Raw genomic sequence first — 25,677 nt, 5'->3', positions numbered from 1 at the left:
ATGGGAAAGCACACCTTGCTAGAATGCTCGTTTAGCCAGCAGACGGAAAGGACCTGATGGGTGACGTGCGTCTGGGGTTAGTTTCTGTTGTTCTCGTGAATTTCCGGGGCACAGACGACACCATCGAAGCGATCGGCAACCTTGGGCAGATCGACTGGCCACAGGGCAAGCTTGAGATCATCGTTGTTGAGAACGCGTCGGGCGACGATAGCGCCGAGCGACTTCGCGCAGCTGCTCCGCATGTGAAGCTGATCGTTTCAAAGACCAACGACGGATTCGCCGGAGGGTGCAACAGGGGAGTCGCTGCGTCGTCGGGAGAGTACGTTGCGCTGCTCAATAACGATGCGCGACCGGATGACCAGTGGATCCGGGCTGCGGTGGCAAAGTTCGAGGAATCCCCTCGCATTGGCGCGGTCGCAAGCAGAGTTCTCGACTGGGAAGGCAACCTCGTCGACTACATCGGGTCAGCAATGACCTGGTACGGCATGGGCTACAAGCCATTCACCGCTGAGCCCATTCCGAGCACCCCCGAAGTCCCTACCGACGTCTTATTCGGCACCGGATCCGCCATGTTTGTGCGCCGTACGGTCTATGACGAGCTCGAAGGTTTTGACGAGAACTACTTCATGTTCTTCGAGGACGTAGACCTCGGCTGGCGGCTCAACCTCCTCGGCTATCGCTACGCCTACGAGCCAGCGTCGCTAGCATTTCACAAGCACCACGCCTCGATGAAGGCGTTCGGTTCGCACAAAGAGACGTACCTTCTCGAACGCAACGCGCTCTACACCCTGTACAAGAACCTCGATGATAAGGCTCTCGCTGAGACTCTTCCCGCGGCAATCGGGCTGTCCATTCGTCGCGGAGTAACCCGCGGAGAACTTGACTCAACATCGTTCGACCTGCGCAAACCAGGAGGCGACGACACGGATGTCATCGAGGTCTCCAAACAGACAGTCGCCAATGTATTTGCGATCGACCAGTTCGTTCAACTGCTTCCGGAACTAAAGAAGTCTCGCGCCCGAGTGCAGAAAACGAGAACGGTCAGCGACGCGCACGTCTGGCGCTTGTTCGGGGTTGCCGACGCTCCCATCACCCACGAAAAACCGTATCTCGACGGTTACGAGAACCTCGTCTCCACTTTTGATGTAGCTCGCCCGTCGAATGCGGTCGGAAACCGCGTACTCATCATCACCGGCGATCCGATCGGTATTAAACTCGCCGGACCCGCCATCCGGGCCTGGAATATGGCCGAGCAACTCACGGCCGACAACGAAGTGACACTTCTCAGCCTGACCGGTGTCGAACCGTTGGAAGCGCCATTCTCGCTTGCGCATGTGCGACCAGGCGATGACCGCGCGTTCCGCAAATTTGAGCAGTGGGCCGACGTCATCATCTTCCAAGGCCACGCCATGGCAGTATTCAGCGCGCTGCAGACCACCGAGAAAATCATGGTCGTCGACATCTACGACCCCATGCACCTTGAGCAGCTTGAGCAAGGCCGCGAACTTCCGGCCGCACAGTGGGCGCAACAAGTGGATGACGCAACGCAGGTGCTCAATGAGCAACTGCAACGCGGTGACTTCTTTTTGTGCGCATCCGATCGTCAAAAAATGTTCTGGCTTGGTCAATTGGCGGCGCTTGGCCGCATCAACCCAGCGAACTACGAGGGTGACCCAGATCTTGATGGGCTCATCAGCGTCGCGCCTTTCGGCTTGTCGTCGACGCCACCGATCCACGTGCATGACGTGCTGAAGGGTGTTAAGCCCGGCATCAATAAAACCGACAAAGTCTTGCTGTGGAGTGGCGGTCTCTATAACTGGTTTGATCCCAAGACATTGATCCGCGCAGTTGCCGCGGTATCGGAGCGGCACGACAACGTGCGACTGTTTTTCCAAGGCACGAAGCATCCGCATCCTGGTGTGCCGGAGATGGAAATCGTCGCCGAATCGCGAAGCCTCGCTCAGGAACTAGCGGTTCTCGACTCTGCAGTTTTCTTCAACGACTCCTGGGTTGACTACAGTGAGCGACAGAATTATCTCACTGAGGCCGATGCCGGCGTCAGCACCCATTTCTCGCACGTCGAAACGACCTTCTCGTTCCGCACGCGAATTCTCGACTACTTGTGGGCAGAACTCCCCATGGTGGTTACCGAGGGCGATCACTTCGCTGAACTCGTCGCCGCCGAAGGACTCGGTGTGGTCGTTGAGGCAGAGAACGTTGACCAACTTGCTGAGGCACTCGAAAAGGTTCTGTTCGATGAGGAGTTCATCGCTGCAGCTCGGGCCAACATCCACCGAGTACGGGAACGCTACTACTGGCAGACGGCTCTCGCCCCGCTGGTCAATTTCGTGAATACGGCACACCGCGCTGGCGACCGCACTGGCGTTTCGCGGCAACGGTCCTTAGGGCGCACACGACGAAAGCGTTATTCCGGGCCGATCCACGACCTTGAACGGGTCGTCTTCTACCTGAAGAACGCGGGGCCCAAGGTTGTTGTCGCCAAAATTCGGCGGCGGCTGAAGCGACCATAACCAGTAGGGTCTTTCCGCCCAGATGTCCTGGCTGAATTGGACGCGAGGCGTCTAATTCGTGGATGTTTCGGGCTTGTCAAGAATTACGCTGTGCGACGGCACGAGCTCAACTTCGACGACCGTAGGGTCGATATCACTCGCGGCTATGCGGGCCGCAAGCTCTTTCGTGTCTGGGGCGGGCAGAGGCCCAGTGACCCGGACCAACACTTGATTGAGACGGGTGTCTACTGTCACCAGATCCCAGTCGGCCTCGCTGGCCCATTGATCGGTGATCGCGCGAATCGTGTTTTCTCGTACCGTGTTAGTTCCGGTAGTAATCGATGAGATCGTGAGGGGGATCGCGACGACAACGAGCATCGCTGAAATAACGAGCGCAGTTTTTCGCTGGGCGACTTTCGCGACACCACTCTGCGTATCGGCACGCAGGGATCGCTGAATCTTGAAGAGAGCCATCACCACGACGCCGGTTGCCAAAATCGATGCGACGTTTGTGACGAAGAGCAAGAGCGCACCGAGACTCTCTTCGGTCGCCCCGGATTCGAGGGTGAGACCAGCGACGACAAGCGGCGGCACCAGCGAGATGGCAATAGCGACACCGGGCAGAGTGTCTGAAATGTCACGACGAATGAGCGCAAACGAACCGACCACTCCAGTGGCTAGAGCTGCGAGCAGATCGATGAGCCCCGGATGCACTCGACCAGCGACCTGAGCGTTAGTTGCCGCGACAACATCATTTGTTACCAACATTCCGACAAGGAAGCCGATCGCAATTGCAGCGGCAGCACCGGAGGCGACGAGAATAATCGACCGAATAAGGTTCACTCGATCGCCGAGCACGGTGGAAAGCATTGTTCCCTGAATCGGGAGCATCATGGGGGCAACGATCATCGCCCCAATGACGGCAGCAGTTGAGTCAGCGACGATTCCAGCGGCCGCAATCGTCGACGCGAGACTCAGCAGAATCCAAAAACGGCTCAAGCGTTGTCCGCGTTCTGGACCTTCGAACAGCACAGCATTGCGCATATGGGAGACATTGTTGAGATTCGAGGGTGGAGCCTCTTTTTCTCCTGCGTCGGTCACTGTCTCATCGTCCCCTGGTGAGTTGTTGTATTTCGGATGAACAGAACTCTGCTCGACTAGCCCCGCTGGTACACGAGCGCACCAGCGAAGTAGGTGGAGAGCACTTGTGTGTTGGCGAGCAGTTCGGCATCGATGGCGTGCGGATCCCGATCGACGATGATGAGGTCGGCGAATTTCCCGACCTCGATGCTGCCGATCTGGTCTTCGGCCTGCAACTGCCACGCTGCGTTCACCGTGTGTGCTTTGAGGGCGTCATTGAGAGACACGCCCTCAGCCCCATCGAGCCTGCGGCCCGTATTGCTGCGCCGGGTCATCGCGACCGCCATGTTGCGGAAAGGCTCGAGCGGCGTGACCGTGCCATCGTTGTGGAATGTGGTGCGAACTCCGGCGGCCACGGCACTCTGGGCATCCGCCCATCGTTTACCGGGTTCCCCGAAGAGGCCGTCGACCAATACGTCACCCCAGTAATGAATGTGGTCAACGAAAACACTCACGGTGACCCCGAGGGAGGCGGCGCGGGCGCACTGCTCTGCCGTGATCGCTCCGACATGTTCGAGTCGAAAGCGGTGGTCGGTGAGGCCGAGCTCGGCAATAACGGATTCCCACGCGTTCAGCACACTGTCTATCGCAAGATCTCCATGAGCGTGGCAGGCGAGCTGCCAGCCCTGAGCGGCGTAGCCCCGGGATATCTCGGTGAGTTGCGCCTGGGAGAAATTGGCGGCGCCGCGGTGATCGGGCTCGAGGCCCATGGCGGCGGTAGTGGCGTTGGTGAGGTATGGAAACGACGTGGCAATGTTTCCGACCCAGGGCGACCCGTCTGCCCACGTTTTGATCCCGACTTGAGCGACGATGTCATCCCCATTGTGCCGAGGCGTAGCGCTTGTGCCGCCCGGGTGAGACATCTCATAGAAGCGGAGTCGGGCGGTGAGTTCGTGGCTCTCGCGGGCAGCGGCTACCAAGGGAGCTTGGGCGGGATTCCATGACATCTCGCAGAGTGTGGTGACCCCGGCGGCATTGGCGCGCTGTAGTTCCGCGGCGAGGAGGCGCCCAAAATCTGCGTAGCCGCGGCTGAGGAAGGGGCCTGCGACGGTCATGATTGCTGCTGTCTCGCGCGCAACTCCCGAGAGGTTGCCCGCGGCATCCCGCGCATAAGAAGCTCCGGGCGGGTCAGGGGTCTCACGACTGATTCCGGCGAGATGGGCTGCCGCCGTATTGAAGAAGGCGCTGTGCCCGGAGTTGTGAAGAATGAGGAGCGGGACATCTCCGGCTAGTTCGTCGAGACTGGCGAGAGTGGGGTCTACGAGCCCTAACTGCAGCAGCGGATCCCAACCGTTTACCATCGCCCCTTCAGGCTGCGAAGCGATGGCAGTACGGATGCGATCGAAGATCACTTCGGGGTCTCTCACAATGACTGGGCGAATGTCGACCACGTTCTCGCTGAGGAGCACCGCACTCTCGAGGGGATGACCGTGTGGTTCGATGAGGCCGGGCATGAGCACTCGGTCGCCGAGTTCTACAATCGCGGTGTCGCCGGGCAACACCGCGCGGAGTTCTTGTTCGGTTCCGATGGCTGTTATTCGTTCACCGTCTACGAGCACGGCACCCGCGCGCGGGGCTTTCTCGTCGAGGGTGAGGATGTTCCCGATGAAAAGAGTCGAAGCCACAGCACTACCTTCCAGTACCCGCTAATTGCGGAACTCTCTAGCACCCTAGTGGCACACGCTAGGTAGGTTGTGAAACGCCGCAGGGCGGTTCACGCAACCGTCTGTTCAGCGAACCTGGCGCGTAGTGAACTGCATCTGCGGATGAGCGTAGAACTCCTGTGACTCCACGAGTTGCAGCTCGCGCTCGCCAGATTCAAGAGTTTTGGTGAGCAAGTCGAAGACGCTAGATGCTGTGCGAGCCAGAGCATCCGCGGCATCGCCGCTGCGCGTGAAGTGGGCGGTAAAGAGGGCGGCGGTGACGTCACCGGAACCGTTGGCCTTCATGGGAAGCTGCGGGGTTTGCACGATCCAGGCTCCGGCATCCGTCACGACCATCATTTCGATGGTGTCCGCTTCTCGGTCGGGACGCTCAACGCTGGTCACGAGAACGGTGCTCGGGCCCATGGCGCGCGCCACGTCGGCCGAGGCGAGGGTTGACTCGATCGTGTCTGGCTCGGTCTCGGTGAGGAATCCGAGCTCGAACTGGTTAGGCGTGATGATGTCAGCGACAGGAACCACGCGCTCGCGAAGCAGGATCGGAATGGCCGGGGCTACGAAGCATCCGGATTTCGCATTGCCCATCACGGGGTCGCACGCGTAGATCGCGTTCGGGTTCGCTTCCTTGACGCGGGCAACGGTGTCGATGATGACATCGCCGATGCCCTCGCCGCCCTGGTAGCCCGAAAGGATGACGTCGATCTGGGGGAAGACTCCGCGGTCCTCGATGCCGGCGATGACTTCAGAGACGTCACTCGGGTCGATCATCGGGCCACGCCACGCGCCATAGCCGGTGTGGTTCGAGAAGTTCACCGTATAGACCGGCAACACCTCAACGCCGATGCGTTGCAGCGGGAACACGGCAGCCGAGTTGCCGACATGGCCAAACGCGACTGCGGACTGAATCGAGAGGATCTTCATTAGACGATTCTCCCACCTTCTACTAAGTGCGCGAGTAAGCAACTCGGTCAGTCGGCCCGAAGCTGAGGCCTGAAGAAGACGTCAACTTCAAGCCGAAACCGGAGCTGAGGGTCGAAACGCGAGAGTCGGGTTACAGAATGCTTCGGCCGAAGGAATACGCTGCTGCGCTCAAAGGACCGAATTCCGCGGCCTCGCTGTTTGATAGAAAAGGGTTGATTTGGTGGACGAAATTTCTCCGCCCGGTTAAGTGCGATCATGTTGCCATGAGATCTGTGAATTCCGCTCGCGAAGTGGGCGCGGTATTTGCTCGAAGTTTCCAGAATCTTCGAGCATCAGACGCCGAGGTGCGATCAACAGTCGACTCAATCCTCCTTCCACAGATCAAGCTTCACAAGAGTGATCTCGAGCGCAAAGCTGAACACCACGGAGCCGTCGCTGCCGTCGGTCTGATGATGGCGGCCGTGCTCGCTGGCGTCGCGTACTGGTACGGCAATTCAGACACGTTCATAGTTCAAGAATTGCTTGATTGGATACCGGCACTCTGGATGTCAGCTGTTGTGTCGCTCGTGCTCTCGGTCACAATATTCTTCTCGTGGCTCAGGATCGGACAGGAAGCCAAGGACGCTCGTCTGTTGCACATATCAGCGATGCGGAAGGCCGCGTTCGACGGAGCGATTCACGTTCTTGACAAACGAAGGCGAAGCGAGGGGGTTCCCGTATCTCGTGGCGTTGTAAGAAATTCAACGCGCCCAGACAGAATTCGTACAGGGGTAACTCCTCGCGGGGCTGAAAGCTTGGTGGCACAGTGGATGCGTCATCTTGGCGAGGTTAACGCCGAGGTCACTGCATACCAAGGTGATGGGGGAGTAGATGTCGCTGGGGCCAGATACATCGCACAAGTGAAGCACTTCGTCGGTTCTGTAGGTGTGGCTCCGGTGAGAGAGCTTGCAGGGGTGGCGAATGACGACGGGCGGCGTCCACTCTTTTTCACCAGCAATGGATACTCGTCTGGTGCGGTTAAGTTCGCGGACCGCTCCGGCATTGCACTGTTTGTCTACAGCGCAGAGGCGGCTGAACTCCGCGGTATCAATCCATCGGCGTTCGAATTGATGGAGCGCGGCCTCGGCCGTTAGAGCGGCAGGATCGTTCGGCCGCACGTCTCCCTTTGGCCCGCTGCTTTTCCCGACCGGTTCGAGCGCCAAGGCTAGTGCCGCCCAAGCTCCACGAGCTTGCGCTCGCGCATCGCGAGGAACAGTGGGAAGGTGAATGCGAAGGCCGTGATGCCCGAGAGCGCGATATAGAGCCAAGCCCGCTTCATCCCAAGCCGGCGCGCTTCGATGATGATCAGGATGCTGCCCGCGACAGCAACCACGAGAAGGTCAACGCCGAGCGAGTTGACGGCCGGGCCGCTGCCGAACCAGTCGCCGAGGTAGTCACGCATCTGCACGATTGCCAGCGCGTTGAAGATCCACGTGCCGACCAGACCGACGACGGAGAGCACCGCAAAAGTGATCGCGGTCGCATTCCAGTGGCGGAGAAGAGTGGGACGCTTACGGTCGTGGGGTTGAGGGGACATGCTCCGTAGACTCTCGCACCACAAGCTCTGGGCGCAAGAGAACCGAGCTGCCCGGGTCAGTTGACTCGTTCGAGCCACGCTCGACAGCCTCCGAAACGGCAAGCTGCGCCATCCGCGTGATGGGCTGGCGAACGCTCGTTAGCGGCGGGTCATAAAGGTCAGCGAGAATGATGTCGTCAAAGCCGATCACAGAAACATCGCGCCCGACCTTGAGCCCCAAATCGCGCAGGCCGCGACAGAATCCCAGTGCTGTCATGTCATTGATCGCTACCACCGCAGTCGGGGCGGTCTTCGTGTCGGCGAAGAGATCGCGTGCGGCAGCCCGCCCCACTTCGGCAGCTTCGACATCACCGAAGAGCGCAGCATCCATTCCCGTCCACTGCGGCATGTCAGCGACCGAGAGCCCGGCGGCTTCGATGGCGTCGCAATACCCGCGGTAGCGCGCGGAACGGTTCACCGAACGAATCGAGCCAGACACAAAGGCGATGCTGGTGTGGCCCAACTCCAAGAGATGAGCCGTGGCGACTTGGCCGCCGACGTTGTTGTCGATGCTGATGCTGACCACCGATTCGGGATCATTCGGTTGAGCTGGCCGATCGAAAGTGACGAGTCGCAGCCCCTCGGCGATCACGTGACTGACGTGATCGAGCGAGGGCAACGAGGTGCACAGGATGATGCTGCGAACGCCATCTTCCCAGAGCTCTTCGACGTAGCGACGCTCGCGTTCGGGATCGCGCTCGCTGTTGCAGAGCAAAACGCTGCACCCCAGAGCTAGGGCTGCGACCTCAACTTCGTGAGCGAATGCTCCCCAGAAGGGGTTGCCAACAGAGGGCACGACGAGGCCAACGGTTTGGGTTTTGCCATTGCGCAACTGCCGCGCCGCACGGTTAGGGCGGTAGCCGAGTTCTGAGATCGCGGTCTCGATGCGCGTACGTGTCGCCGCGACCATTCGACCCTGACGGTCGTTGAGGAAATTGGAGACGGTGCTGGGGGAAACGCCAGCGGCCTTCGCCACATGCTGGATGGTTACTCGAGCCACGTGACCTCCTTCAGTTGACGACGATCCTGATGACCGTTGTTTTAGTGTAACGATTTATTGATTCTGAGCAAGCCAGAGTGCAGCCGTTTGCTGGAAGCGAAGAAATTTTCTCGGAATCCTCTTGACTCGCGGAGAACGACTCGTCTATGGTCAGTGCATCGTTACACCGATTTCACCACCCCCCTAGGAAATCGGTAAGGAATCGAATGAGCCGACGACGACGTCGCGGAACGAAGGCACTGGAGCCGTCGTTCAATCTCAGCTTGAGAGGACACGCACATGGAAGTGAAGTCACAAATCCGCCGCACAGCATCGGTCGCGATGGTAGCCCTGTTGGGTCTCGGTATCGCCGCCTGTACTACCGGCGAAGCAGACACCAATCTGAACCCCGATGAGGTATCGGGCGAGATCAGCCTCCTCACCCCCATCTTTGAAGGAAGCCCCGGGCAAGACCTTCTCGAAGACGAACTTCTTCCTCAGTTCTATGAGGAGTATCCGAACGTTACGGTGAACGTCGATTACACGACGTACGGCAACCTCAACGAGAAGCTCACCACAGCAGTTGTCTCGGGTCTCGTTCCCGACGTTATGCTCATGGGCGTCGGCTGGATCGAAGCGTTCGCCGACAAGGGCGTCCTTGCTGACCTCGGCGAACTCGGCCTGAGCGAAGACACACTCAAGGAGAGTTACACCGCCGAGATTGTCGAAGCTGGCATGTGGGATGGCAACGTGTACGCCGTGCCGATCATGCTCGACACCCGCTTCGGAGTCGCTCGCATGGACATCCTGAAAGAAGCTGGCTACGACAGCCCGCCCTCATCCTGGGAAGAGCTCATCGAGATCGCCGAGGCGACGACAGTGCGCTCCGGCAACGGTTCGCTCGAACGTGCCGGCTTCGACATGATGTCGCTGGATGCCCGCCAGGCGTTCGAGACGATGCTCTTCTCGGCCGGCGGCGAGCTCTTCAACGAGGATGCCACCGCCCCCGCCTTCAATAGCGACGAAGGTGTTGCCGCTCTTGGTCTCATGGCCGACATGGTGAACAAGTACAAGGTCGAAGACATCGGCTTTACCTCGACTGACGACATTGTGAACCCGCTCATTAACGGTCGGGCCGCAATGGGAATCGCTCACAACAACCTGTGGACTCAGGCCATGGAAGCTGACCCCACGGTTCTCGACAACCTCGAACCGTTCGTTATTCAGGGGGAATCCTCCGGCATGTTCTTTGGCGGAACCTTGGCGACGGTTGCCAACAACTCGAAGAACCCGCAGGCTGCCCGTGCGCTCCTCGAATTCCTCTCGAGCCCTGACGCAGCCCTCGCGGCTAACGAACAGCGTGGCAACGTGCCAGCTCTCACCGAACTGCTCGACTCTGATTACGTGCAGTCGAACCGCTTCGTGCAGTTCGCCATGGAGAACTTGGATGTCGCCCAGCGCGAGGGCGGCCCGTCGCAGTGGCTTGAAGTGCGTGGCGACTTTGCCCCCGCAGTTCAGGGTGCTCTGCTCGGACAGAAAACTCCGCAGGAAGCGCTTGACGATCTCGCTGCTCTCGTTCAGACAGCAATAGACCGCTAGTTCCTTCCCCTAGCGCTCGGGTGCCGAACGCACCCGGGCGCTACCTCCCCAGACTTCAACCACACGAGGGCGTGATGACCACTACAGAGCGACACCCCACTCGCGGCGCGAAAGCGGCAGCGAAGCAGGTTTCCCCATCAACCGCACCGAAGAAACGCAAGCGCATCAGTACCGCGGAGAAGAAGCGCCGCCGCGCTGGCTGGCTCATGATCACGCCATCCGTGATCCACGTGGGGCTGTGGACGTTGATCCCCGTCATCGCGACCTTCTACCTCTCATTTACTGACTACGGAATCTTCGCGGCTCCGAAATGGATCTGGTTCGACAACTACGTCGAAATGTTCAACGACGCCGTCTTCATGCAGTCCATCGGCAACACGATTTGGTACACGTTCTGGACAGTGCCCGTATCGATGGCCGTCGCTGTTGTCGTGGCCGTGCTTCTCAACCAGGGCCTCAAGCTACAAAAGTTCTACCGCACCGCGTTCTTCCTTCCGCAGGTCACGGCCACTGTCGCCATCGCGATGGTCTGGTTGTGGATCTTCAACCCGCAGTACGGTCTGCTGAATGCCATGCTCGAAACGATCGGGCTCCCCGGTCAGGCATGGCTCGTTGACCCCAAGTGGGCGCTACCGGCAGTGATTTTGGTCGGTGCGTGGCAGGGCATTGGTATCAAGATGCTCATCTACATCGCGGCCCTGCAGAACATCGACGAATCTCTCTACGAGGCGGCATCGCTCGACGGAGCATCCTCAATTCGCAAATTCTTCAGCATCACCGTTCCGATGCTCAAGCCGGCCACCTTCTTTGTCTTCATCATCTCGATCATCGGCGCCTTCCAAGTGTTCGACCAGATCTACGTGCTCACCGACGGTGGGCCGGCCAACGCCACGACGATGATGACCTACGAGGTCTATCGCTCGGCGTTCCAGGAATTCCGGATGGGAATGGCATCCGCTCAGTCGGTTGTTCTCTTCGCCTTCCTCCTCTTTGTCACTCTCATTAGCCGTCGCGTCACCAAAGAAGAGGACTAGTGATGACTCTCCCTACTATCAAGGCCCTCGCGATTAGCGAAGAGATCACGGTTGTTCCCCGCAAGAGGTGGTTCCATCATGCGAAGGGGCGGCAAGCGGCGCTCATCAACGTGGCGCTCACTCTTGGCTCGATCACGATGCTGGTGCCGTTCCTGTGGATGGTGCTCACGAGCCTCAAGTCGCCGGCCGAGCTGGCACAGTTTCCGCCGACGTTCTTTCCGCAAGAGTGGATGTTCAGCAACTATGCGGCGACTCTGGATGCTGCGCCGTTCGGCCTGTACTTTCGCAACAGCTTTGTCATCGCCACCACTCACACTTTCATCACTGTCGTGTTGGGTTCGATGGCGGGGTATGCGTTGGCCCGTATTTACTTCAAGGGGCGGGAGGCGATCTTCCTCGCTTTTATCGCGATGCTGATGATCCCCACCTACACGAAGATCGTTCCGCAGTTCCTCCTCGTGAAGTTCATGCCCCTCTTCGGTGGCAACGACATTCTCGGCCAGGGCGGTAGTGGCTGGTTGGACACTTGGTGGGCTCTGATCATTCCTGGTGGGCTGAGCGCATCCGCGATCTTCCTATTCCGTCAGTTCTATTTGTCGCTGCCGAAGGATCTCGAGGAGGCGGCGCGAATTGACGGCCTAGGCGAGTTCCGCATCTTCTCGCAGATCTATACGCCGCTGATTAAGCCGGCCATTGCGACCGTCGGGCTGCTGACCTTCCAGGAGAGTTGGAACAACTTCCTCTGGCCACTGCTCGTGACGACCAGTAGCGACCTGCGCGTGATTCAGGTCGGGCTCGCGGTATTCCAGCAGCTCGACAACACCCAGTGGCAGTACCTGATGGCCGGAACCACGATGGCGACCGTACCGATGGTGGTGCTGTTCATCTTCGCCCAGAAGTACTTCATTCAGGGCTTCACCAACGCCGGAATCAAGTAACGCACAGCAGGTAGCCACCCCGAACGACTGGCGGCGCCGCACGGACCTTCGACTAACCAACACTCACCCAATAGATAGGCACGGTAAACAGACATGAGCATTGACCTCACCGGACGACGCGCACTCGTAACAGGCGCAGGAGCTGGAATCGGCGCGGCCATCGCGAAAGCACTGGCGGCGGCAGGAGCTGACGTAGTGGTGCACTACGCCAACAGTGAAGCGGGAGCCACCGCGGTAAAGGAAGAGATCGAAGCGGGCGGGCATCGTGCGCTCGCGGTACAGGCTGATCTCACCGACTCGGCGCAGGCAACGAAGCTGGTGGATGCCGCCGTCGAGTTCCTTGGTGGCCTCGACATCCTCGTCAACAATGCCGGTCACTTGGTGGGCCGCGCCACGATCATGGAGACCACGGATGAGCGCTGGAACGAGGTCATGGATGTGAACATTGCGAGCACCTTCTTCACGACTCGCCAGGCACTCCCCGCGCTGGCGGAGTCAGAGCACGGCCGCATCATCACGATGGCGTCACTCGCTGCCGAAAACGGTGGCGGTGCTGGATCGGTTGTCTACGCGACATCGAAGGCTGCCGTCGTTGGTTTCACGCGTGCTCTCGCAAAGGAAATCGCCGGCAAGAAGATCACGGTGAACGCTGTTGCGCCGGGCTTCATTGGCGAGACATCGTTCCACGAAACGTTCACACCGAGCGAGGCTCAGAAGAACATTGTGGCGGGCATCCCGCTCGGTCGTGCAGGCACCGCTGGCGACGTTGCTGACGTTGCTCTGTTCTTGGCATCCGACCTTTCGTCGTATGTCACGGGCCAAGTTGTTGACATCAACGGAGGACTCAACTTCCGATGAGTTCTGTTCCGCAGCAGCCGGGCGGGTGGTGGCATGACTATGTCTGCCCCACCCACGGCATCGAGTTGGGTGTCCGCGAGGGCAACGAGTTTCTGTGCAGCTACGGCTGTCGCCTCGCGGGTGACAAAGTCGAGGCCGCCTGGCTCGCGCTTGAACATCAAGCCCTTGCTCGGGCCGCTCGGGTTGCTGCGCGACGGTACGCGCTGCACGGTGAGGTCGCCGATCGTGAGCGTGCTGTCGAGCTCGTGCTCGACTATGCCGCACTGTACGACCAGATTTCGGCCGGCGGCTGGAGCGAACGCAGCGAATCATGGATGCTGCGCGGCAAGCTGTTTGCCCAGGCACTCTCTGAGGCGCAGTGGGCCGTCGGCTTCGCGGATGCGATCATCACGCTCGGAGCGATTCCCGAACTTCAGGAGTCGGCGACTCTCAGCCGCACTCTCGAAGGGCTCGCTGACACGCTGGCCGAGTCTCGCCGCATCCTTATTGAAGACCGCAACGATCAACGCAGCAACTACACCGCGTGGCTGGATGCCGCAGCTCGCCTCATCGCGCTAGCCCGCGAGTCGCTGGGTGGCGAGCCTGTTGCCGCACACTTCGAGACCGCGATCGTGGATCACCTGCAGCTCGCCGTGCGTTCTGACGGCTGGGAGTGGGAGGCATCCACTTACTATCACGTGTTCGTTTTGCGGGCCTATCTTCTGGGTTTGCGCGGGCTCGACCCGCAGCAGGTTGCGACTGAAGTTGCCGATACTTTGCGCCGCATGATCGACGTGCTCGTGTCGATCGCGGCCCCTGATGGGTTTTTGCCCGCGCTGCACGACGGACCCTACGACCGGGTCGCCATGCACCGCGAAGTGTTGGAGATCTGCGCCCTGGGTGCTCAGTTTTTCAGCGATACCGGCCTGACGACTGTGCAGTCGTGGGTCGTCGAAAGACTGGGTGCTGACCACGATGGTCTCGAGTGGATGCTCGAAGGCTGGTTTGTGGGAGCACCGCTTGACCGCGCGCCGGTGGTGGTCGGTTCGCGAGCATTCGAGGATGCCGGGTATGTCGTGTTGCGTGATTCACGCAATCGCATGGTCGGCATCCTCGATGCTGGACCGCACGGCGGAGCCCACGGTCACTTCGACAAGCTCGCGCTCTATCTCTATGGCGATGGCGTGCGTTGGCAGCCGGCTCCGGCGGTTCCGCCGTATGGGCACGCGCTGCGCCACTCCTACTATGCGCGGACCGTGGCGCATCCGACGGTGAGCGTTGATGGCTCCGATCAGGTCGAAGCAACCGCAGAGATCACCGCGTGGGATGCTGCGACCTCTCGCGTCACGGCCGTGACCACGACCGCGATTGAGGGCATTCGACTGAGCCGAACCGTGCAGCTCGATGACGGACTGCTCGTGGATGTCATGCACGTCACGTGTGATGACGGCGAACCGCACACGATTGCGCTTGGCCTTCGCCCTGCCGTCGATTTCAGCGTCAGAGTTGTCGGCAGCTCGTGGCGTTCGACTTGGGGTGCTGGTGCGGGAGCGACTGGTTCGCCCGCGGGCGCGCACGCCAAAACTGGCGAGCAGACCCAGCAGACCCAGCCGGCCCTGAACGGTTGGCACTGGGCCTCCGGCGAAAGCACGCTCGACCTGCACGCCGGTCGCGGGCCCTCCGACGACCCGAGCCGGCTCCAAGAAATCGCCGATTGGGTGACGACGGCCCCGGCCTCGACCTTCGTGAGCGTCTACAGCTTCGACCCCGACGCCACCATCGACTCCATTGAGACCCATATTTCCGATACCGCTGTGGTGATTGAGATCGCCGCCGCTGACCACGACACTTCCCGAATAGAGGTAGCACTGTGACCACCCCCATGCTGATTGGTAGCCGCGAAGCTGAGCTGCGGAGCGCCCTCGACGGCGCCTTGAGCGCGCAATTCCGTCGCCTGCTCGAGGAGTGTGAGCGCGCGAAGGGGGTGGAACTTCCGCAGGAACACCCGCTGGCATCCATCACTTATTTCGGACCGGGTTCGGCAAACCTTGCCCTTGCGTACCGGTTGACCGGGCAAGAGGCCTACCTCGAAGAGTTGCGTCGCTGGTTGGCGCCGCCGCTGTCGTTCCCGCACTGGGGCAAGGCGAACCTGCCCGACCACGACCTCGATGCCGGCTGGATTCTTCACGGGCTGTCGCTCGCGTATTCGTGGGCGGGCGATGCCCTGCGCCCCGAAGAGAAGCAAGCGCTCGAAGACAAGTTGCTGCTTCAAGGCCAGCGCATGTACGAGTTCGCGGTGGAGAAAGAGGGCGGATGGTGGTCGTCGTCGTACTGGCAGAACCACAACTGGATTTGCTACGCCGGCCTCGCCACCGCCGGGTATGCCCTGCAAGAGAAGTACCCCGAAGCGAAGGCCTGGACCGAGCGCGCGAAAGACAACTTTGCCCTAGTTCTCGACTCCCTTCCCGACGACGGTTCCAACAACGAGGGCGTCGTCTACTGGCGCTACGGAGTGCCGTGGATCGCGAGTTACCTTGACGTGCTGCGTGACCAAGAAGGCATTGACTGGTTCAATCGCGGCACCTACTTGAAGGAGACGTTCTGGTACCGCCTCTACCAGGCCGCTCCCGACATGGAGCGGATTGTCGATCACGGTGACTGCCACGACCGCCGCAGCGGGCATCCGGTCGCCCTGTATTACAAGCTCGCTGCCGAGTACCGCATCCCGCAGGCGCAGTGGTTGGCCAACAAGGTGTCTACCGAGTTCTATTGGCGCGAAGCCTACGAGAGTGGCGTGCGGCCCGGCGTTCGCCCCGAGGCGTACCAAGAGCTGCTGTGGTTTGACCCCAGTGTCGAGGCAGCTGGCCCCGAAACGCTCCCGCCGAGCAAGTACTTCGAAGACCTCGGTCTCGTCGTCGGTCGCACCTCGTGGGATGAGCAGGCGGCACTCGTGTCGTTTAAGGCCTCACCCGGCGGCGGTCACAAAGCGTGGAACCAGTCGCACCGTCAGCGCGAGCAGAACGGCTGGGTCACGCTGAACGCGGGGCACCACCATCCCGACTCCGGCAGCTTCGTGTTCTTGGGTCAGGGCTCGTTCCTTGCGATCGACGAGGGCTACTCGTCGCGCAAGCTCACTGAACACCACAACTCGATCCTCGTTGACGGCAACGGCTTCGTGAACGAAGACCGGTACCACGTGTTCGAAGAGCTGGCCGAAGAGTTCACGGCCGAGATTCTGACGACAACGCTGAAGGACGGCTGGACCCACGCGGTGAGCGAATCCTCGGCGATGTACGACCGGGGGCTCGGCGTCACGCGCGTGCGCCGTCACCTCGTCATGACGCCCGGCGGAACCCTCGTAATCGCCGACGACCTCGCCGCCGATCAGCCCCGCACCTGGACGTGGCTGCTGCAAACCGACAATGCTCCCGTTGCCATCAGCGACAAGCGGTGGCGAGCGGATGCCGGTCACGGTGTCATGCCGATCGCTGCGCTCGACGACAACCCCACCAGCGAAATCGTCGAAACGTTCGTGCACGCCAACCCCACGTCATCCACGCCGAGTTTGGCGATTAGCAAAAAGCAGCACACCCTCAAGCGACTGAGCGAACCGACCACGAGCGCACGCTTCGTGACGGTTCTCGAGTCGCGTCGCTGGGATGACACCGCACCCGCGGCCATCCGCTACGACGTCGCTGCCGGGGGAGTGCGTGTGGAGATTGAGCGCGACGGAGTGACCGAAACCGTATCGTTGGGCTTTGATGGCGACGCTCCCGCACTGGGCGCCACTGCTGCCATTGGCGAAGGATTCCAGGGGAGCACGAGCACGCGACGATGAGCCAGCCGAAGAGAACCAAGCGCCGCACGCCGCGGTGGGAGCGCAGCATGCTGACCGCGCTCACCTACCCGGGCAACATCTTTCTGGGTTCGCTTGCGGTGCTGGTTCTCTCGCTCGGCATCATCACGGTGCTTCCGGCTGCGATCGCTCTCGCTCGAGCCTTTGCTCGCTGGATTGTCGACAACGACGACAAGGTCTTCACGAACACCTTCCGGGAGTTTCGCGACACGTGGCGGCGCACGCTTGGCCTCGGCATCGTTGCGACCGTGGTGTTCGCGATCATGGTCGGCGATGGCGTGTTCTTGGCGTACCAACTGGCCCAGGGCGGCGGCTCGATTGCGCTGATGCTGAGCGCCGCCGTCATCCCGGTGGCTGCCGGCGTGTGCGTGCTCTTCGTCGCCACGACTGCTGCAGCGACCCTCAGCCCGGAAGCGGATGCTCGCACCTGGGTTCGGGAGGGGTTCGTGTTGATGCTGCAGCATCCGCGTCGCGCACTCTTCGTCTCGTTCACGGTTGCAGTGACTCTCGTGGTGTCGATTCTGCTGCCGACGATTGCGCCCTTCGCTGCGATCGCGCTGCCGGTCTACGTGGGCGTGCGGGCCTGGGGGCCGAAGCCTACCGTCAACGACGAACAGGATTAGGGGAGTGGCGAAGCGCCCGCCGATCTCGTTTGCGCTGAAGGTTCTCTATGGCGATACCTTCACGATGGCCGTCGGTTTTTACATGCTTGTGCCGCTGCTGGCATATCATTTTCTGCAAGATCTGACCCTCACGATTGCGGTCGTCGCTGCCCTCACGGCGCTGCGCACGGCAGCCCAAAACGGGATGATGCCGATCGCCGGGTGGGTTGCCGACCGCATCAACTTTCGCCGCGCCATCCTGATCGGGGTGCTGGTTCGGGCGCTGGGATTTGCGATGCTCGGCACCGTCGAGTCGATTCCGCTGCTCGTGGTCGCGTCGATCCTCACCGGTTTGGGTGGCGCCCTCTTTCACCCCGCAAGCTATTCAGCCTATGCGGCTCTCACGACCGGCGCCGACCGGGTGCGGGTGTATTCGACGCGCGAGGTCGTGAGCAACGTCGGCTTCATCGTTGGCCCCATCATCGGTGGTTTTCTTGCCGGTGCCGACTTTGCGTTCGTGAGTTTGTCGGCGGCCGGGATGTTCGTGATCGCGTTCATCATCAGCGCCTTCGGTTTGCCGCACCCGAGCGATGAAGAACGGGCTCGCACGCCACCGCGTTTGAGGGTGGCCTTCGCGGATGCCGCGTTCCTCCGTTATTGCGCGCTCGTCGCGGGTACCGCGGTGCTCATCGCCCAGTTCTATCTCGTGATCCCGTTCCGGGCAGCCGAGTTCACGTCTGGCCCCTCCGACCTCGGCTTCATCTACTCTGGCGCCGCGATTGTGATGGTGATCACGATGCTGCCGCTCACCGGCGCCGCTAATCGATTCCTGCCCGACCGCATCACCCTCGCGTGCGCTACCGCGTGCCTCGGCGTAGGCGTCGGGCTCATGGGGCTGTCGACGGATCTGGTCGGGATGCTCGTGGGCGTCGCCGTGTTTATCGTCGGGCAGATGCTTGTGCAGCCCGTGCTCAACGCCACCGTTTCGCGCTTTGCGCCCGACGGTTCCGTCGCCAGCTACTTCGGAGTGCAGGGCCTCGCCAACGCGATTGGTGGCGCGGTCGGCAGTGGCTCGGCCGGGGTGATTTACGCGCTCGCCGACTCCGGCGAACCCGGGGCCGAATGGGTGTGGCTGACGTATCCGGCGTGGGCGATCATCGTCGCCGTGATGTTTGTGATTTTCGGGCCGCGGCAGGCTCCCGGCTCAGCGCACTAAAGCGTTCCATGACCATCGCCTTCTTTCCGCTGAGCTTCACAGTTCGATGGCTACAATGCGAGACATGGGTAAGTTCGCAGACAAAGTTCGGTCGATGTTTGGGCGTTCACGACCGATCCCACGAGAAGATGCTGACGAAATTGACGACTGGGTAAACGAGGGTGGAACCCCTCACCCCGAGGGCCCGCCACGCGTCGTTGATGACGGCACGAGTAAATAGCTCCGAAAAGCACCGAAAGCGCCGGGTCGTCGAAGAAGTCGTGAGGCGGATGAGGCGCGGCTTCGCTTGCGCAACCAGTGTGCCCTGTGGGGGCTAGTCGCGCGTGCCCCACCATTGTGGGCTCGCGGCGAGCACCGCATGCACCGCGCCCTCGAGGTCATCGAGGTCTCCCGTAACCAGCCAGGCTTCTGCTGCGGCGACGGTTCCCCCGGCGGCATACGCGACGGCCATCGCAAAAGTGGTTGCTGAGAGCGGGGCGAGATCAGCAGGCACAATTTCGGGATGCCGCCGAAGATGGGCTGCAAGGATTTCCCGTGCCGGCTCAATGAGTACCGACCGCAGCCTGCCGCTGAGACTGCCACTCGCCGCCATCCGATAAAGCGTCGCGTGGGTGCGCACGTGGGTGAGGAAGACGCGAGTGGGGCCGACGAAAACGTGGTGCGCTGTGCTCGCGGTGTCGGAGGCGCTGCTGCCACTGCTGCGGTCTGAGCCGGTGCCGGAGCCGGCAGACACCGCCATTGCCTCCGACGCAGGCAGTGTCTGTGCATCGGGTGTCAGGAGATCCCCGAATTCGCCAAGGGCCTCTGCCAATTCCGCGTGCAGAGCGTTCGCGATGAGGTCGACGGGGTCGCTGGCGTGACGGTAGAAGGTGTCTCGACTGATGCCCGAGGCGTTGGTGATGTCGGTGACAGAGATGGTGGCAATGTCGCGCTGCTCCGCTAGAGCGTAGGCCGCCGCGACGAGAGCATCGCGAGAGCGGCGAGTGCGAGCATCCATCTGAGAACTGTAGCGGAATAGACCACTATCTGACACTTGTCAGATAGAACGGATAGGGTTAACGCGAGGCTACAAACCTCAGCCTCGCCCCTAGAGAGGATTCAGCATATGCAAGCAGTGAAGCTCGTAAGCCCAGGCAAGATGGAACTTCAAGACATTCCGGTACCGGAAATTGGTCCCGATGAGATTTTGGTCAAGGTAGCGGGTGCTGGTCTCTGCCACTCCGACCTCCACGTTCTCCACATGGGCGAAGAGTGGCCCTTCTTCGGCGGAACCGTCGGTCACGAAGGTGCCGGCTGGGTTGAGAAAGTCGGCTCCGCGCTCGAGGGTTACAGCACGGGCGACGCCGTTCTCATCAGCGTTGTCTGGGCGTGTGGCCACTGCCGCTCGTGCGTTGAAGGTCGCGACAACGAGTGCGAAGTCAACGGTAGCCGGATGCAATTCCCCACCACCCCGGGTCTCGGCCCAGACGGGGCCATGGCTGAGTACATGGTCGTGAAGGCCCGTCACCTCGACAAGATTGGTGACCTCGACCCCATTCAAGCGGCACCCCTCGCGGATGCTGGCGTCACCCCCATGCACGCCATCAACAGTGCGCGTTCGCGCCTCACTCCCGGCTCGACCGCCGTAGTGATCGGCATTGGCGGCCTCGGTCACCTCGGCCTGCAGATTCTCAAGGCAACTACGGGAGCCCGAATCATCGCTCTCGACACTGACGACGCGCGACTCGAACTTGCGCGCAACCTCGGCGCCGACCTGGTGCTCAAGAGCGACAGCGCTGCTGCCCAACGCATCCTCGACGAGACAAACCAGTACGGTGCGGATGCCGTCTTCGACTTTGTCGGAGTTCAGCCCACCGTTGACCTTGCCACGGCGGTAATCGCCCCCGGTGGAATGCTCCGCTTCGTGGGCCTCGGTGGCGGAAAATTCGACTACTTCGTGGGTGTCGGCCAGGCCCTCCCGTGGGGTGCCGACGTTCAACTGTCGTATGGCGGAACGCGTGCTGATCAACTCCAGGTGATCGCACTCGCCCAGCAGGGCAAGCTCGGCGTAGAGATCACGAAGTACCCGCTGGCTGACTTCCAGACAGCATTCGATGACCTCGAAGCTGGGCGCATTACCGGCCGTGCGGTGCTCATTCCATAATCTGCGAATCGGCACCCTGCTGCTCGCGCACCGCACACCGCACACCGCGAAGGCTGCGGCTCTCACCTCACGGGTGGGAGCCGCGGCTTGTTACTCGGCAGTTTTCAAGCCCAGCCAGACAGTATGGTCAGATGATGAAAACACCAGCGGCCAACGATTCGACTGAGCCGTCCAAACCGAACGAACAGATCGACGTCGCCTCGGTCAGAGATTCAACCGCGCCCGACGAACCATCCCGCGCTAGCCGCATCGGCCGCCGCATCGGGCGAATTGCGCTCGGTGCCTCCCTCGTGTTCGCCGGCATCAGCCACCTCACTTTTGCGCGCCAAGACTTTCAGGCGCAGGTGCCCGATTGGCAACCGTTCGACCAAGACTTTGTGGTCGTCGCATCCGGTGTCGTAGAGATTGCTCTCGGCACTGCGCTCATCTTCGCCAAGAAGTACCGCCCGCAGGTCGGCTGGGTTGCCGCCGCGTTCTTCATCGCGATCTACCCCGGCAACATCTCGCAGCTCGTGAACCACGTCGACTCGCTCGGCCTCGACACTGACCTCAAGCGCTGGATCCGGATGCCGTTCCAGCCGGTGCTCGTTCTCTGGGCCCTCTGGTCTACCGGAGCGTGGCGCGCCTGGCGTGCCTACCGCCGCAACGACGGCCGCAACCTCGGTGCGTGACCTCGGGTTTCTGGCCTCGCTGCGTGATAGTTTCACTGAATGAGCGGAGTCGCTGAATGAGCAGAGTTGCGGCAGTCGCTCCGGTCGTGCCGGACTACAGCTATACCCAAGCCGAAATCACTGCCGAGCTGGGGCCGCTACTGTCAGCCACACCCTCGCATCAGTCCGTCATCGAGCGGATGCACGGAGCCAGCGGCATCCAGCGTCGACACACTGCCCTCCCGCTCGAGCGCTACCGCGACCTCGGCAGCTTTCGTGAAAGCAACGACGAGTTCATCCGCGTCGCCACCGACCTCCTCGACCGGGCACTCACCACAGCGCTTACGGATGCCGGGCTCGCCCCGCGCGATGTTGACTTCGTCTTTTTCACCTCCGTCACGGGGGTTTCGGCACCCTCGGTCGATGCGCTGCTCGTTCCGCGGTTGGGGCTGCGGCCCGATGTGAAACGGGTTCCCTCGTTCGGCTTGGGTTGTGTGGCGGGAGCCGCAGGCTTGGCCCGCGTGCATGACTATTTGGTCGGGCATCCGGATGAGGTCGGCGTTTTGTTGAGCGTCGAACTGTGTTCGCTCACCCTGCAGCGCGACGACCAAACGATGGGCAACTTTGTGGCCACCGGACTCTTTGGTGATGGGGCTGCGGCCGTCGTCATGGTGGGGGAGAACCGCAGCGAACCCGGCCCGCGAATTGTTGACACCCGCAGCACGTTTATCGCCGACAGCCACGATGTGATCGGCTGGAACGTGGGCGGCACCGGTTTCGAGATCGTGCTCACCGCGGGAGTGGCTGACGTGATTCAGAATAGTTTTCCGACCGAGGTCAGCGAGTTTCTGGGCCGTAACGGACTGACGATTGCGGATATCGACACGTGGCTCGCGCATCCAGGTGGTCCTCGAGTGCTTGAAGCGTTCGAAAGCTCACTTGGGCTTGAGCGCAGCGACCTGCAAAGCAGTTGGGACTGCCTCGCCCGCGTCGGCAACTTGTCATCGGCGGCAGTGCTGCATGTTCTGGCGGATGCTCTGCACGCCGACCCGGCACCAGCCCCCGGTAGCCACGCTCTCGCCTTCGCTCTCGGCCCCGGAGTGAGCGCCGAATTCGTTCTCTTGGAATGGTCGTGATGCGCAGCGCTGCCGAGCTCGGTGACCGTTGCGCCGACAGCGTGATCGAGCTGAAGGAGCCCCGCGCATGACCGTCATCGCCTACATCGCACTCGTCCTCGGCACGGGGATGGAACGCCTCTATGAGCTGCGCATCTCGAAGCGCAATGCCGCTGCGGCCTTCGAGCGTGGCGGCCGTGAGTATGGGCAGAAGCATTTTCCGTGGATGGTGGCCCTGCACACGGGCCTGCTCATCGCCTGCGTCGTTGAAGTGATCGTCGCCGATCGCCCGTTCCTGTTGTGGCTCGGAATCCCGATGCTCGTGATCACGCTCCTGAGCCAAGCCGCGCGCTACTGGATCATCAACTCGCTCGGCGCTCAGTGGAACACCCGCGTAATCGTGGTGCCCGGAGCCGGCCGCGTGCAGAACCGCGGGCCTTACAAGCTGACCTGGCTGCCCCATCCCAACTATCTCGTTGTCGCGATCGAGGGCATTGCGTTGCCGCTCGTGCACACCGCCTGGGTCACCGCGATCGTCTTCACCGTGCTGAACGCGGTGCTGCTGCTGGCGTTCCGCATCCCGACCGAAAACCGGGCCCTGCGCGAACTGACGCCATGAGTGGCGTCGTCGACATCATCGTCGTTGGCGGCGGGCCCATTGGTCTTGCTGCTGCCATCAACGCGCGGATGCACGGCCTCACCGCCCTCGTGATCGAACCCCGCACCGGCGCGATCGACAAGGCCTGCGGCGAGGGAGTCATGCCCGGCGCCGTCACCGAACTTGCTGCCCTCGGGGTGCACCCGCACGGGCGCACGATCGCGGGCATCAGCTACCAAGATGGCAATCGCACCGCCGAACACCGCTTCGCTTCGGATGCCGCGCTCGGCGTCCGTCGCACCGAACTGCACCGGGCGCTCGCCGAACGCGCGGTCGAGCTCGGCGTCGAGTTCGTGACCGGCAAGGTTGAGGCGATTGAGCAGTCTGGTGACGGCGAGCAGGTGGTTGGCCCGAGCCGTAGTGCGAACCGCGGAGTAGATGGGCAGGGCGGCGCGAAGGCGAACGCCGGCGCGGTATCCGCGCACCTCGAACACGGCCGCACCATCGAGGGGCGGTGGATGCTCGGCTGCGATGGCCTGCACTCCACGGTGCGCGAGCTTGTCGGCCTGGCCGCGCGCCCTAGCCGCGTGAGGCGCCACGATTCTCGGCGGTTCGGCATCCGGCAGCACTTTGAGGTTGCACCGTGGACTGATCTCGTCGAGGTGCACTGGGCGCCGAATGCGGAGTTGTACGTCACGTCGGTTGGCGACAACGAGGTGGGTGTTGCGGTGTTGGGCCCGCGCGGAACGTCATTCGAGGAGGCGTTGGCGAGTGTGCCGGTGCTCGCCGAACGCCTACGCCATGCATCCCCCGCCTCGACGGTGCGGGGAGCTGGCCCGCTATTGCAGAACACCACCGGGCAGCGCGCGGGTCGAGTGTTGCTCGTGGGCGACGCCGCCGGCTACGTTGATGCGATCACGGGGGAGGGCATCCGCTTAGGGCTGGCTGAAGCGCGCGCCGCGATCGAGTGCATCGTCGCCGGTGAACCCGAACGGTACGAGCGCGAGTGGCGTCGAGTGACCCGCGACTTTCGGATGCTCACGACCGGCCTTGTGGCCGCCGCCAACTCACCGCTGCGCCGAGCAATCGTGCCGCTCGCCGCGCGGTTGCCACGACTTTACGGTCGCATCGTGGAGAGTCTCGCTCGCTAACGAGGAAGCTCGAACTGGCCACTCCGCACATTGCTTCACCGCGGCGCGAGCTCGAACTCATCAGTCTCGACAACGACCACAACGGGACTTGATTCATCGATGCCGGTGGGGGTGCTGAGCTCATACGTGACCAGCGCAAGATCCGCCGAACAGATGGGCCGGAGTGTCATTTGTAAGACAACCTCGATCGTCTGGGTATCGATCTCTCGGACTTCAGTTGGATAGGCCGGACAGCTCGAACTGCCCGAGAGCGTGAGGGCAAAGTGCCCGGGATCCGTCAGCCACACCACGCTCGGATCGCCGTCAATGAAATCTTTCTCAATGGTGGTGAGGGGTTGTTCCGGGCCGCCGGAGTAGGTCTCTTCAGCCACGGAGGTGCAGCCGCTGAGGCCGAGCGCGGCGAAGGTTGCGAAAATACCGACGATAGCTGGCCTCATAGCTGTGACCTTAGACGAGCACGTTGACGACGCGCTACCCAACGTTTTCGAGCTTTACGACGTCTGCATTTCACCGCCTCACCGCGTCGCTTCCATGGTGAGCAGGCGCCGTCTCAATTCGATTACATTCGTGCCCGACTCCCCTCTCGAATTCCAGAGTGAGCTTTAGTTAGATTAAGCGGGCACGCCCCGATCGCATAAGTGGAGGGCACAGGAAATGCGGAGAACATTCGATTTTCGTCACCGGACGATTAACCGTGCGAGCGGGCTCGTGGCGCTCGTGCTCGTGTGCGGGTTCTCCCTGACCGCGTGCGTCGGCCCCAGCATCGCGCTCAAGAATGCCGGCGACTGCGACGGTGCCGACGTCGTCGTGAATGACGACTCTGGAGACCTCGTCGCATGCCTCATTGATGACGATAAGGTCGGCATCCGCACGGGAGGAAGTAGCGGTCGACAGTGGACGCCAACGAAAGCGCATGCGGCTGACGACGGCGTGATGCACGTTGAATTTCGTCAACCACCATCGCTGCTGGTGCCGCTGAACAACATTGAGTACACGCTCCACGTGCTCCAGATCCCTGACGGCGTTCACCGGGATCCGCTTGTGATTGAACAGACCTTCAACGACGAGTTCCCGAAGATCGTCGAGCTGAAACTTGCTGGTGAGAACTAACA

General features: G+C 61.5%; 24 protein-coding genes. 17 read left to right on the top strand and 7 right to left on the bottom strand.

Features of this window, described 5'->3' with window-relative positions; translation table 11 throughout:
* The first annotated feature begins 56 nt into the window (after nucleotides 1–56).
* Nucleotides 57–2,531 carry a glycosyltransferase gene (locus tag FFT87_RS02100; RefSeq protein ID WP_219949736.1) on the top strand — a complete coding sequence of 825 codons (2,475 nt, stop codon included), beginning with the start codon at nucleotides 57–59 and terminating at the stop codon, nucleotides 2,529–2,531.
* A gap of 51 nt (nucleotides 2,532–2,582) precedes the next feature.
* Here the strand turns inward: FFT87_RS02100 and FFT87_RS02095 are convergent, their stop codons facing one another.
* The 3 genes from FFT87_RS02095 to pdxY form a co-directional block, all read right to left on the bottom strand.
* On the bottom strand, nucleotides 2,583–3,611 hold the full coding sequence (locus FFT87_RS02095) for a DUF389 domain-containing protein (RefSeq protein ID WP_219949735.1): 1,029 nt from the start codon (nucleotides 3,609–3,611) through the stop codon (nucleotides 2,583–2,585).
* Between the two features lie 56 nt (nucleotides 3,612–3,667).
* Entirely contained in the window at nucleotides 3,668–5,275 is a 1,608-nt protein-coding gene (locus tag FFT87_RS02090; RefSeq protein ID WP_219949734.1) for an amidohydrolase, read from the bottom strand.
* Nucleotides 5,276–5,380: 105 nt separating this feature from the next.
* Nucleotides 5,381–6,232, bottom strand: coding sequence for a pyridoxal kinase PdxY (gene pdxY / locus FFT87_RS02085; RefSeq protein WP_219949733.1), 852 nt, complete (start codon nucleotides 6,230–6,232; stop codon nucleotides 5,381–5,383).
* A gap of 263 nt (nucleotides 6,233–6,495) precedes the next feature.
* Between pdxY and FFT87_RS02080 the strand changes: the two genes are divergently transcribed.
* The gene (locus tag FFT87_RS02080; RefSeq protein WP_219949732.1) at nucleotides 6,496–7,365 is read left to right on the top strand and encodes a restriction endonuclease; all 870 of its coding nucleotides are present in this window, start codon (nucleotides 6,496–6,498) and stop codon (nucleotides 7,363–7,365) included.
* 71 nt (nucleotides 7,366–7,436) lie between these two features.
* On the opposite strand, the gene FFT87_RS02075 is transcribed toward FFT87_RS02080, so the two are convergent.
* Nucleotides 7,437–7,808: a DUF2834 domain-containing protein gene (locus tag FFT87_RS02075; protein WP_255560012.1), complete on the bottom strand. Its 372-nt coding sequence runs from the start codon at nucleotides 7,806–7,808 to the stop codon at nucleotides 7,437–7,439.
* The gene (locus tag FFT87_RS02070; RefSeq protein ID WP_219949731.1) at nucleotides 7,783–8,847 is read right to left on the bottom strand and encodes a LacI family DNA-binding transcriptional regulator; all 1,065 of its coding nucleotides are present in this window, start codon (nucleotides 8,845–8,847) and stop codon (nucleotides 7,783–7,785) included. Before FFT87_RS02070 ends, FFT87_RS02075 begins: the two co-directional genes overlap by 26 nt.
* Before the next feature lie 279 nt (nucleotides 8,848–9,126).
* Here FFT87_RS02070 and FFT87_RS02065 point away from each other — a divergent pair, with 279 nt between their 5' ends.
* The 9 genes from FFT87_RS02065 to FFT87_RS02025 all read left to right on the top strand — a co-directional run bounded on the left by FFT87_RS02065 (nucleotide 9,127) and on the right by FFT87_RS02025 (nucleotide 19,128).
* Nucleotides 9,127–10,425: an ABC transporter substrate-binding protein gene (locus tag FFT87_RS02065; protein ID WP_219949730.1), complete on the top strand. Its 1,299-nt coding sequence runs from the start codon at nucleotides 9,127–9,129 to the stop codon at nucleotides 10,423–10,425.
* A 74-nt stretch (nucleotides 10,426–10,499) separates the two neighbouring features.
* On the top strand, nucleotides 10,500–11,459 hold the full coding sequence (locus tag FFT87_RS02060) for a carbohydrate ABC transporter permease (RefSeq protein ID WP_219949729.1): 960 nt from the start codon (nucleotides 10,500–10,502) through the stop codon (nucleotides 11,457–11,459).
* Nucleotides 11,460–11,461: 2 nt separating this feature from the next.
* The gene (locus FFT87_RS02055; RefSeq protein WP_255560011.1) at nucleotides 11,462–12,397 is read left to right on the top strand and encodes a carbohydrate ABC transporter permease; all 936 of its coding nucleotides are present in this window, start codon (nucleotides 11,462–11,464) and stop codon (nucleotides 12,395–12,397) included.
* Nucleotides 12,398–12,490: 93 nt separating this feature from the next.
* Nucleotides 12,491–13,255 (top strand): SDR family NAD(P)-dependent oxidoreductase, encoded by a 765-nt coding sequence (locus FFT87_RS02050; protein ID WP_219949727.1) that lies wholly within the window; start codon nucleotides 12,491–12,493, stop codon nucleotides 13,253–13,255.
* Nucleotides 13,252–15,108, top strand: a complete 1,857-nt coding sequence (locus tag FFT87_RS02045; protein WP_219949726.1) for a heparinase II/III family protein — start codon at nucleotides 13,252–13,254, stop codon at nucleotides 15,106–15,108. The genes FFT87_RS02050 and FFT87_RS02045 overlap by 4 nt, the downstream gene beginning before the upstream one ends.
* Nucleotides 15,105–17,072 carry a DUF4962 domain-containing protein gene (locus FFT87_RS02040; RefSeq protein ID WP_255560010.1) on the top strand — a complete coding sequence of 656 codons (1,968 nt, stop codon included), beginning with the start codon at nucleotides 15,105–15,107 and terminating at the stop codon, nucleotides 17,070–17,072. Before FFT87_RS02045 ends, FFT87_RS02040 begins: the two co-directional genes overlap by 4 nt.
* Nucleotides 17,069–17,713: a DUF624 domain-containing protein gene (locus FFT87_RS02035; RefSeq protein WP_219949725.1), complete on the top strand. Its 645-nt coding sequence runs from the start codon at nucleotides 17,069–17,071 to the stop codon at nucleotides 17,711–17,713. Before FFT87_RS02040 ends, FFT87_RS02035 begins: the two co-directional genes overlap by 4 nt.
* Nucleotides 17,714–17,717: 4 nt before the next feature.
* Entirely contained in the window at nucleotides 17,718–18,908 is a 1,191-nt protein-coding gene (locus FFT87_RS02030; RefSeq protein WP_219949724.1) for an MFS transporter, read from the top strand.
* A 64-nt stretch (nucleotides 18,909–18,972) separates the two neighbouring features.
* Nucleotides 18,973–19,128 carry a hypothetical protein gene (locus FFT87_RS02025; RefSeq protein ID WP_219949723.1) on the top strand — a complete coding sequence of 52 codons (156 nt, stop codon included), beginning with the start codon at nucleotides 18,973–18,975 and terminating at the stop codon, nucleotides 19,126–19,128.
* 93 nt (nucleotides 19,129–19,221) lie between these two features.
* Here FFT87_RS02025 and FFT87_RS02020 read toward each other — a convergent pair whose 3' ends face one another.
* Nucleotides 19,222–19,905 carry a TetR family transcriptional regulator gene (locus FFT87_RS02020; protein ID WP_219949722.1) on the bottom strand — a complete coding sequence of 228 codons (684 nt, stop codon included), beginning with the start codon at nucleotides 19,903–19,905 and terminating at the stop codon, nucleotides 19,222–19,224.
* 108 nt (nucleotides 19,906–20,013) lie between these two features.
* On the opposite strand from FFT87_RS02020, the gene FFT87_RS02015 reads away from it, so the two are divergent.
* From FFT87_RS02015 to FFT87_RS01995, 5 genes are all read left to right on the top strand, one after another.
* On the top strand, nucleotides 20,014–21,051 hold the full coding sequence (locus FFT87_RS02015; RefSeq protein WP_219949721.1) for an NAD(P)-dependent alcohol dehydrogenase: 1,038 nt from the start codon (nucleotides 20,014–20,016) through the stop codon (nucleotides 21,049–21,051).
* 131 nt (nucleotides 21,052–21,182) lie between these two features.
* Nucleotides 21,183–21,722: a DoxX family membrane protein gene (locus FFT87_RS02010; RefSeq protein ID WP_255560009.1), complete on the top strand. Its 540-nt coding sequence runs from the start codon at nucleotides 21,183–21,185 to the stop codon at nucleotides 21,720–21,722.
* Nucleotides 21,723–21,778: 56 nt separating this feature from the next.
* Entirely contained in the window at nucleotides 21,779–22,837 is a 1,059-nt protein-coding gene (locus tag FFT87_RS02005; protein WP_219949720.1) for a type III polyketide synthase, read from the top strand.
* Between the two features lie 67 nt (nucleotides 22,838–22,904).
* On the top strand, nucleotides 22,905–23,435 hold the full coding sequence (locus tag FFT87_RS02000) for an isoprenylcysteine carboxyl methyltransferase family protein (RefSeq protein WP_219949719.1): 531 nt from the start codon (nucleotides 22,905–22,907) through the stop codon (nucleotides 23,433–23,435).
* A complete protein-coding gene (locus tag FFT87_RS01995) occupies nucleotides 23,432–24,565 on the top strand; it encodes an NAD(P)/FAD-dependent oxidoreductase (RefSeq protein WP_219949718.1) in 1,134 nt (377 codons plus the stop codon). The genes FFT87_RS02000 and FFT87_RS01995 overlap by 4 nt, the downstream gene beginning before the upstream one ends.
* A gap of 35 nt (nucleotides 24,566–24,600) precedes the next feature.
* On the opposite strand, the gene FFT87_RS01990 is transcribed toward FFT87_RS01995, so the two are convergent.
* Nucleotides 24,601–25,002: a hypothetical protein gene (locus tag FFT87_RS01990; protein WP_219949717.1), complete on the bottom strand. Its 402-nt coding sequence runs from the start codon at nucleotides 25,000–25,002 to the stop codon at nucleotides 24,601–24,603.
* A 217-nt stretch (nucleotides 25,003–25,219) separates the two neighbouring features.
* On the opposite strand from FFT87_RS01990, the gene FFT87_RS01985 reads away from it, so the two are divergent.
* Complete coding sequence (locus FFT87_RS01985; protein WP_219949716.1) at nucleotides 25,220–25,675, top strand: hypothetical protein; 456 nt, start codon at nucleotides 25,220–25,222, stop codon at nucleotides 25,673–25,675.
* Nucleotides 25,676–25,677 lie beyond the last annotated feature (2 nt).

This window comes from Salinibacterium sp. M195 (assembly GCF_019443965.1).
Lineage (GTDB): Bacteria > Actinomycetota > Actinomycetes > Actinomycetales > Microbacteriaceae > Rhodoglobus.
This window is presented reverse-complemented; position numbering and strand designations above follow the sequence as displayed.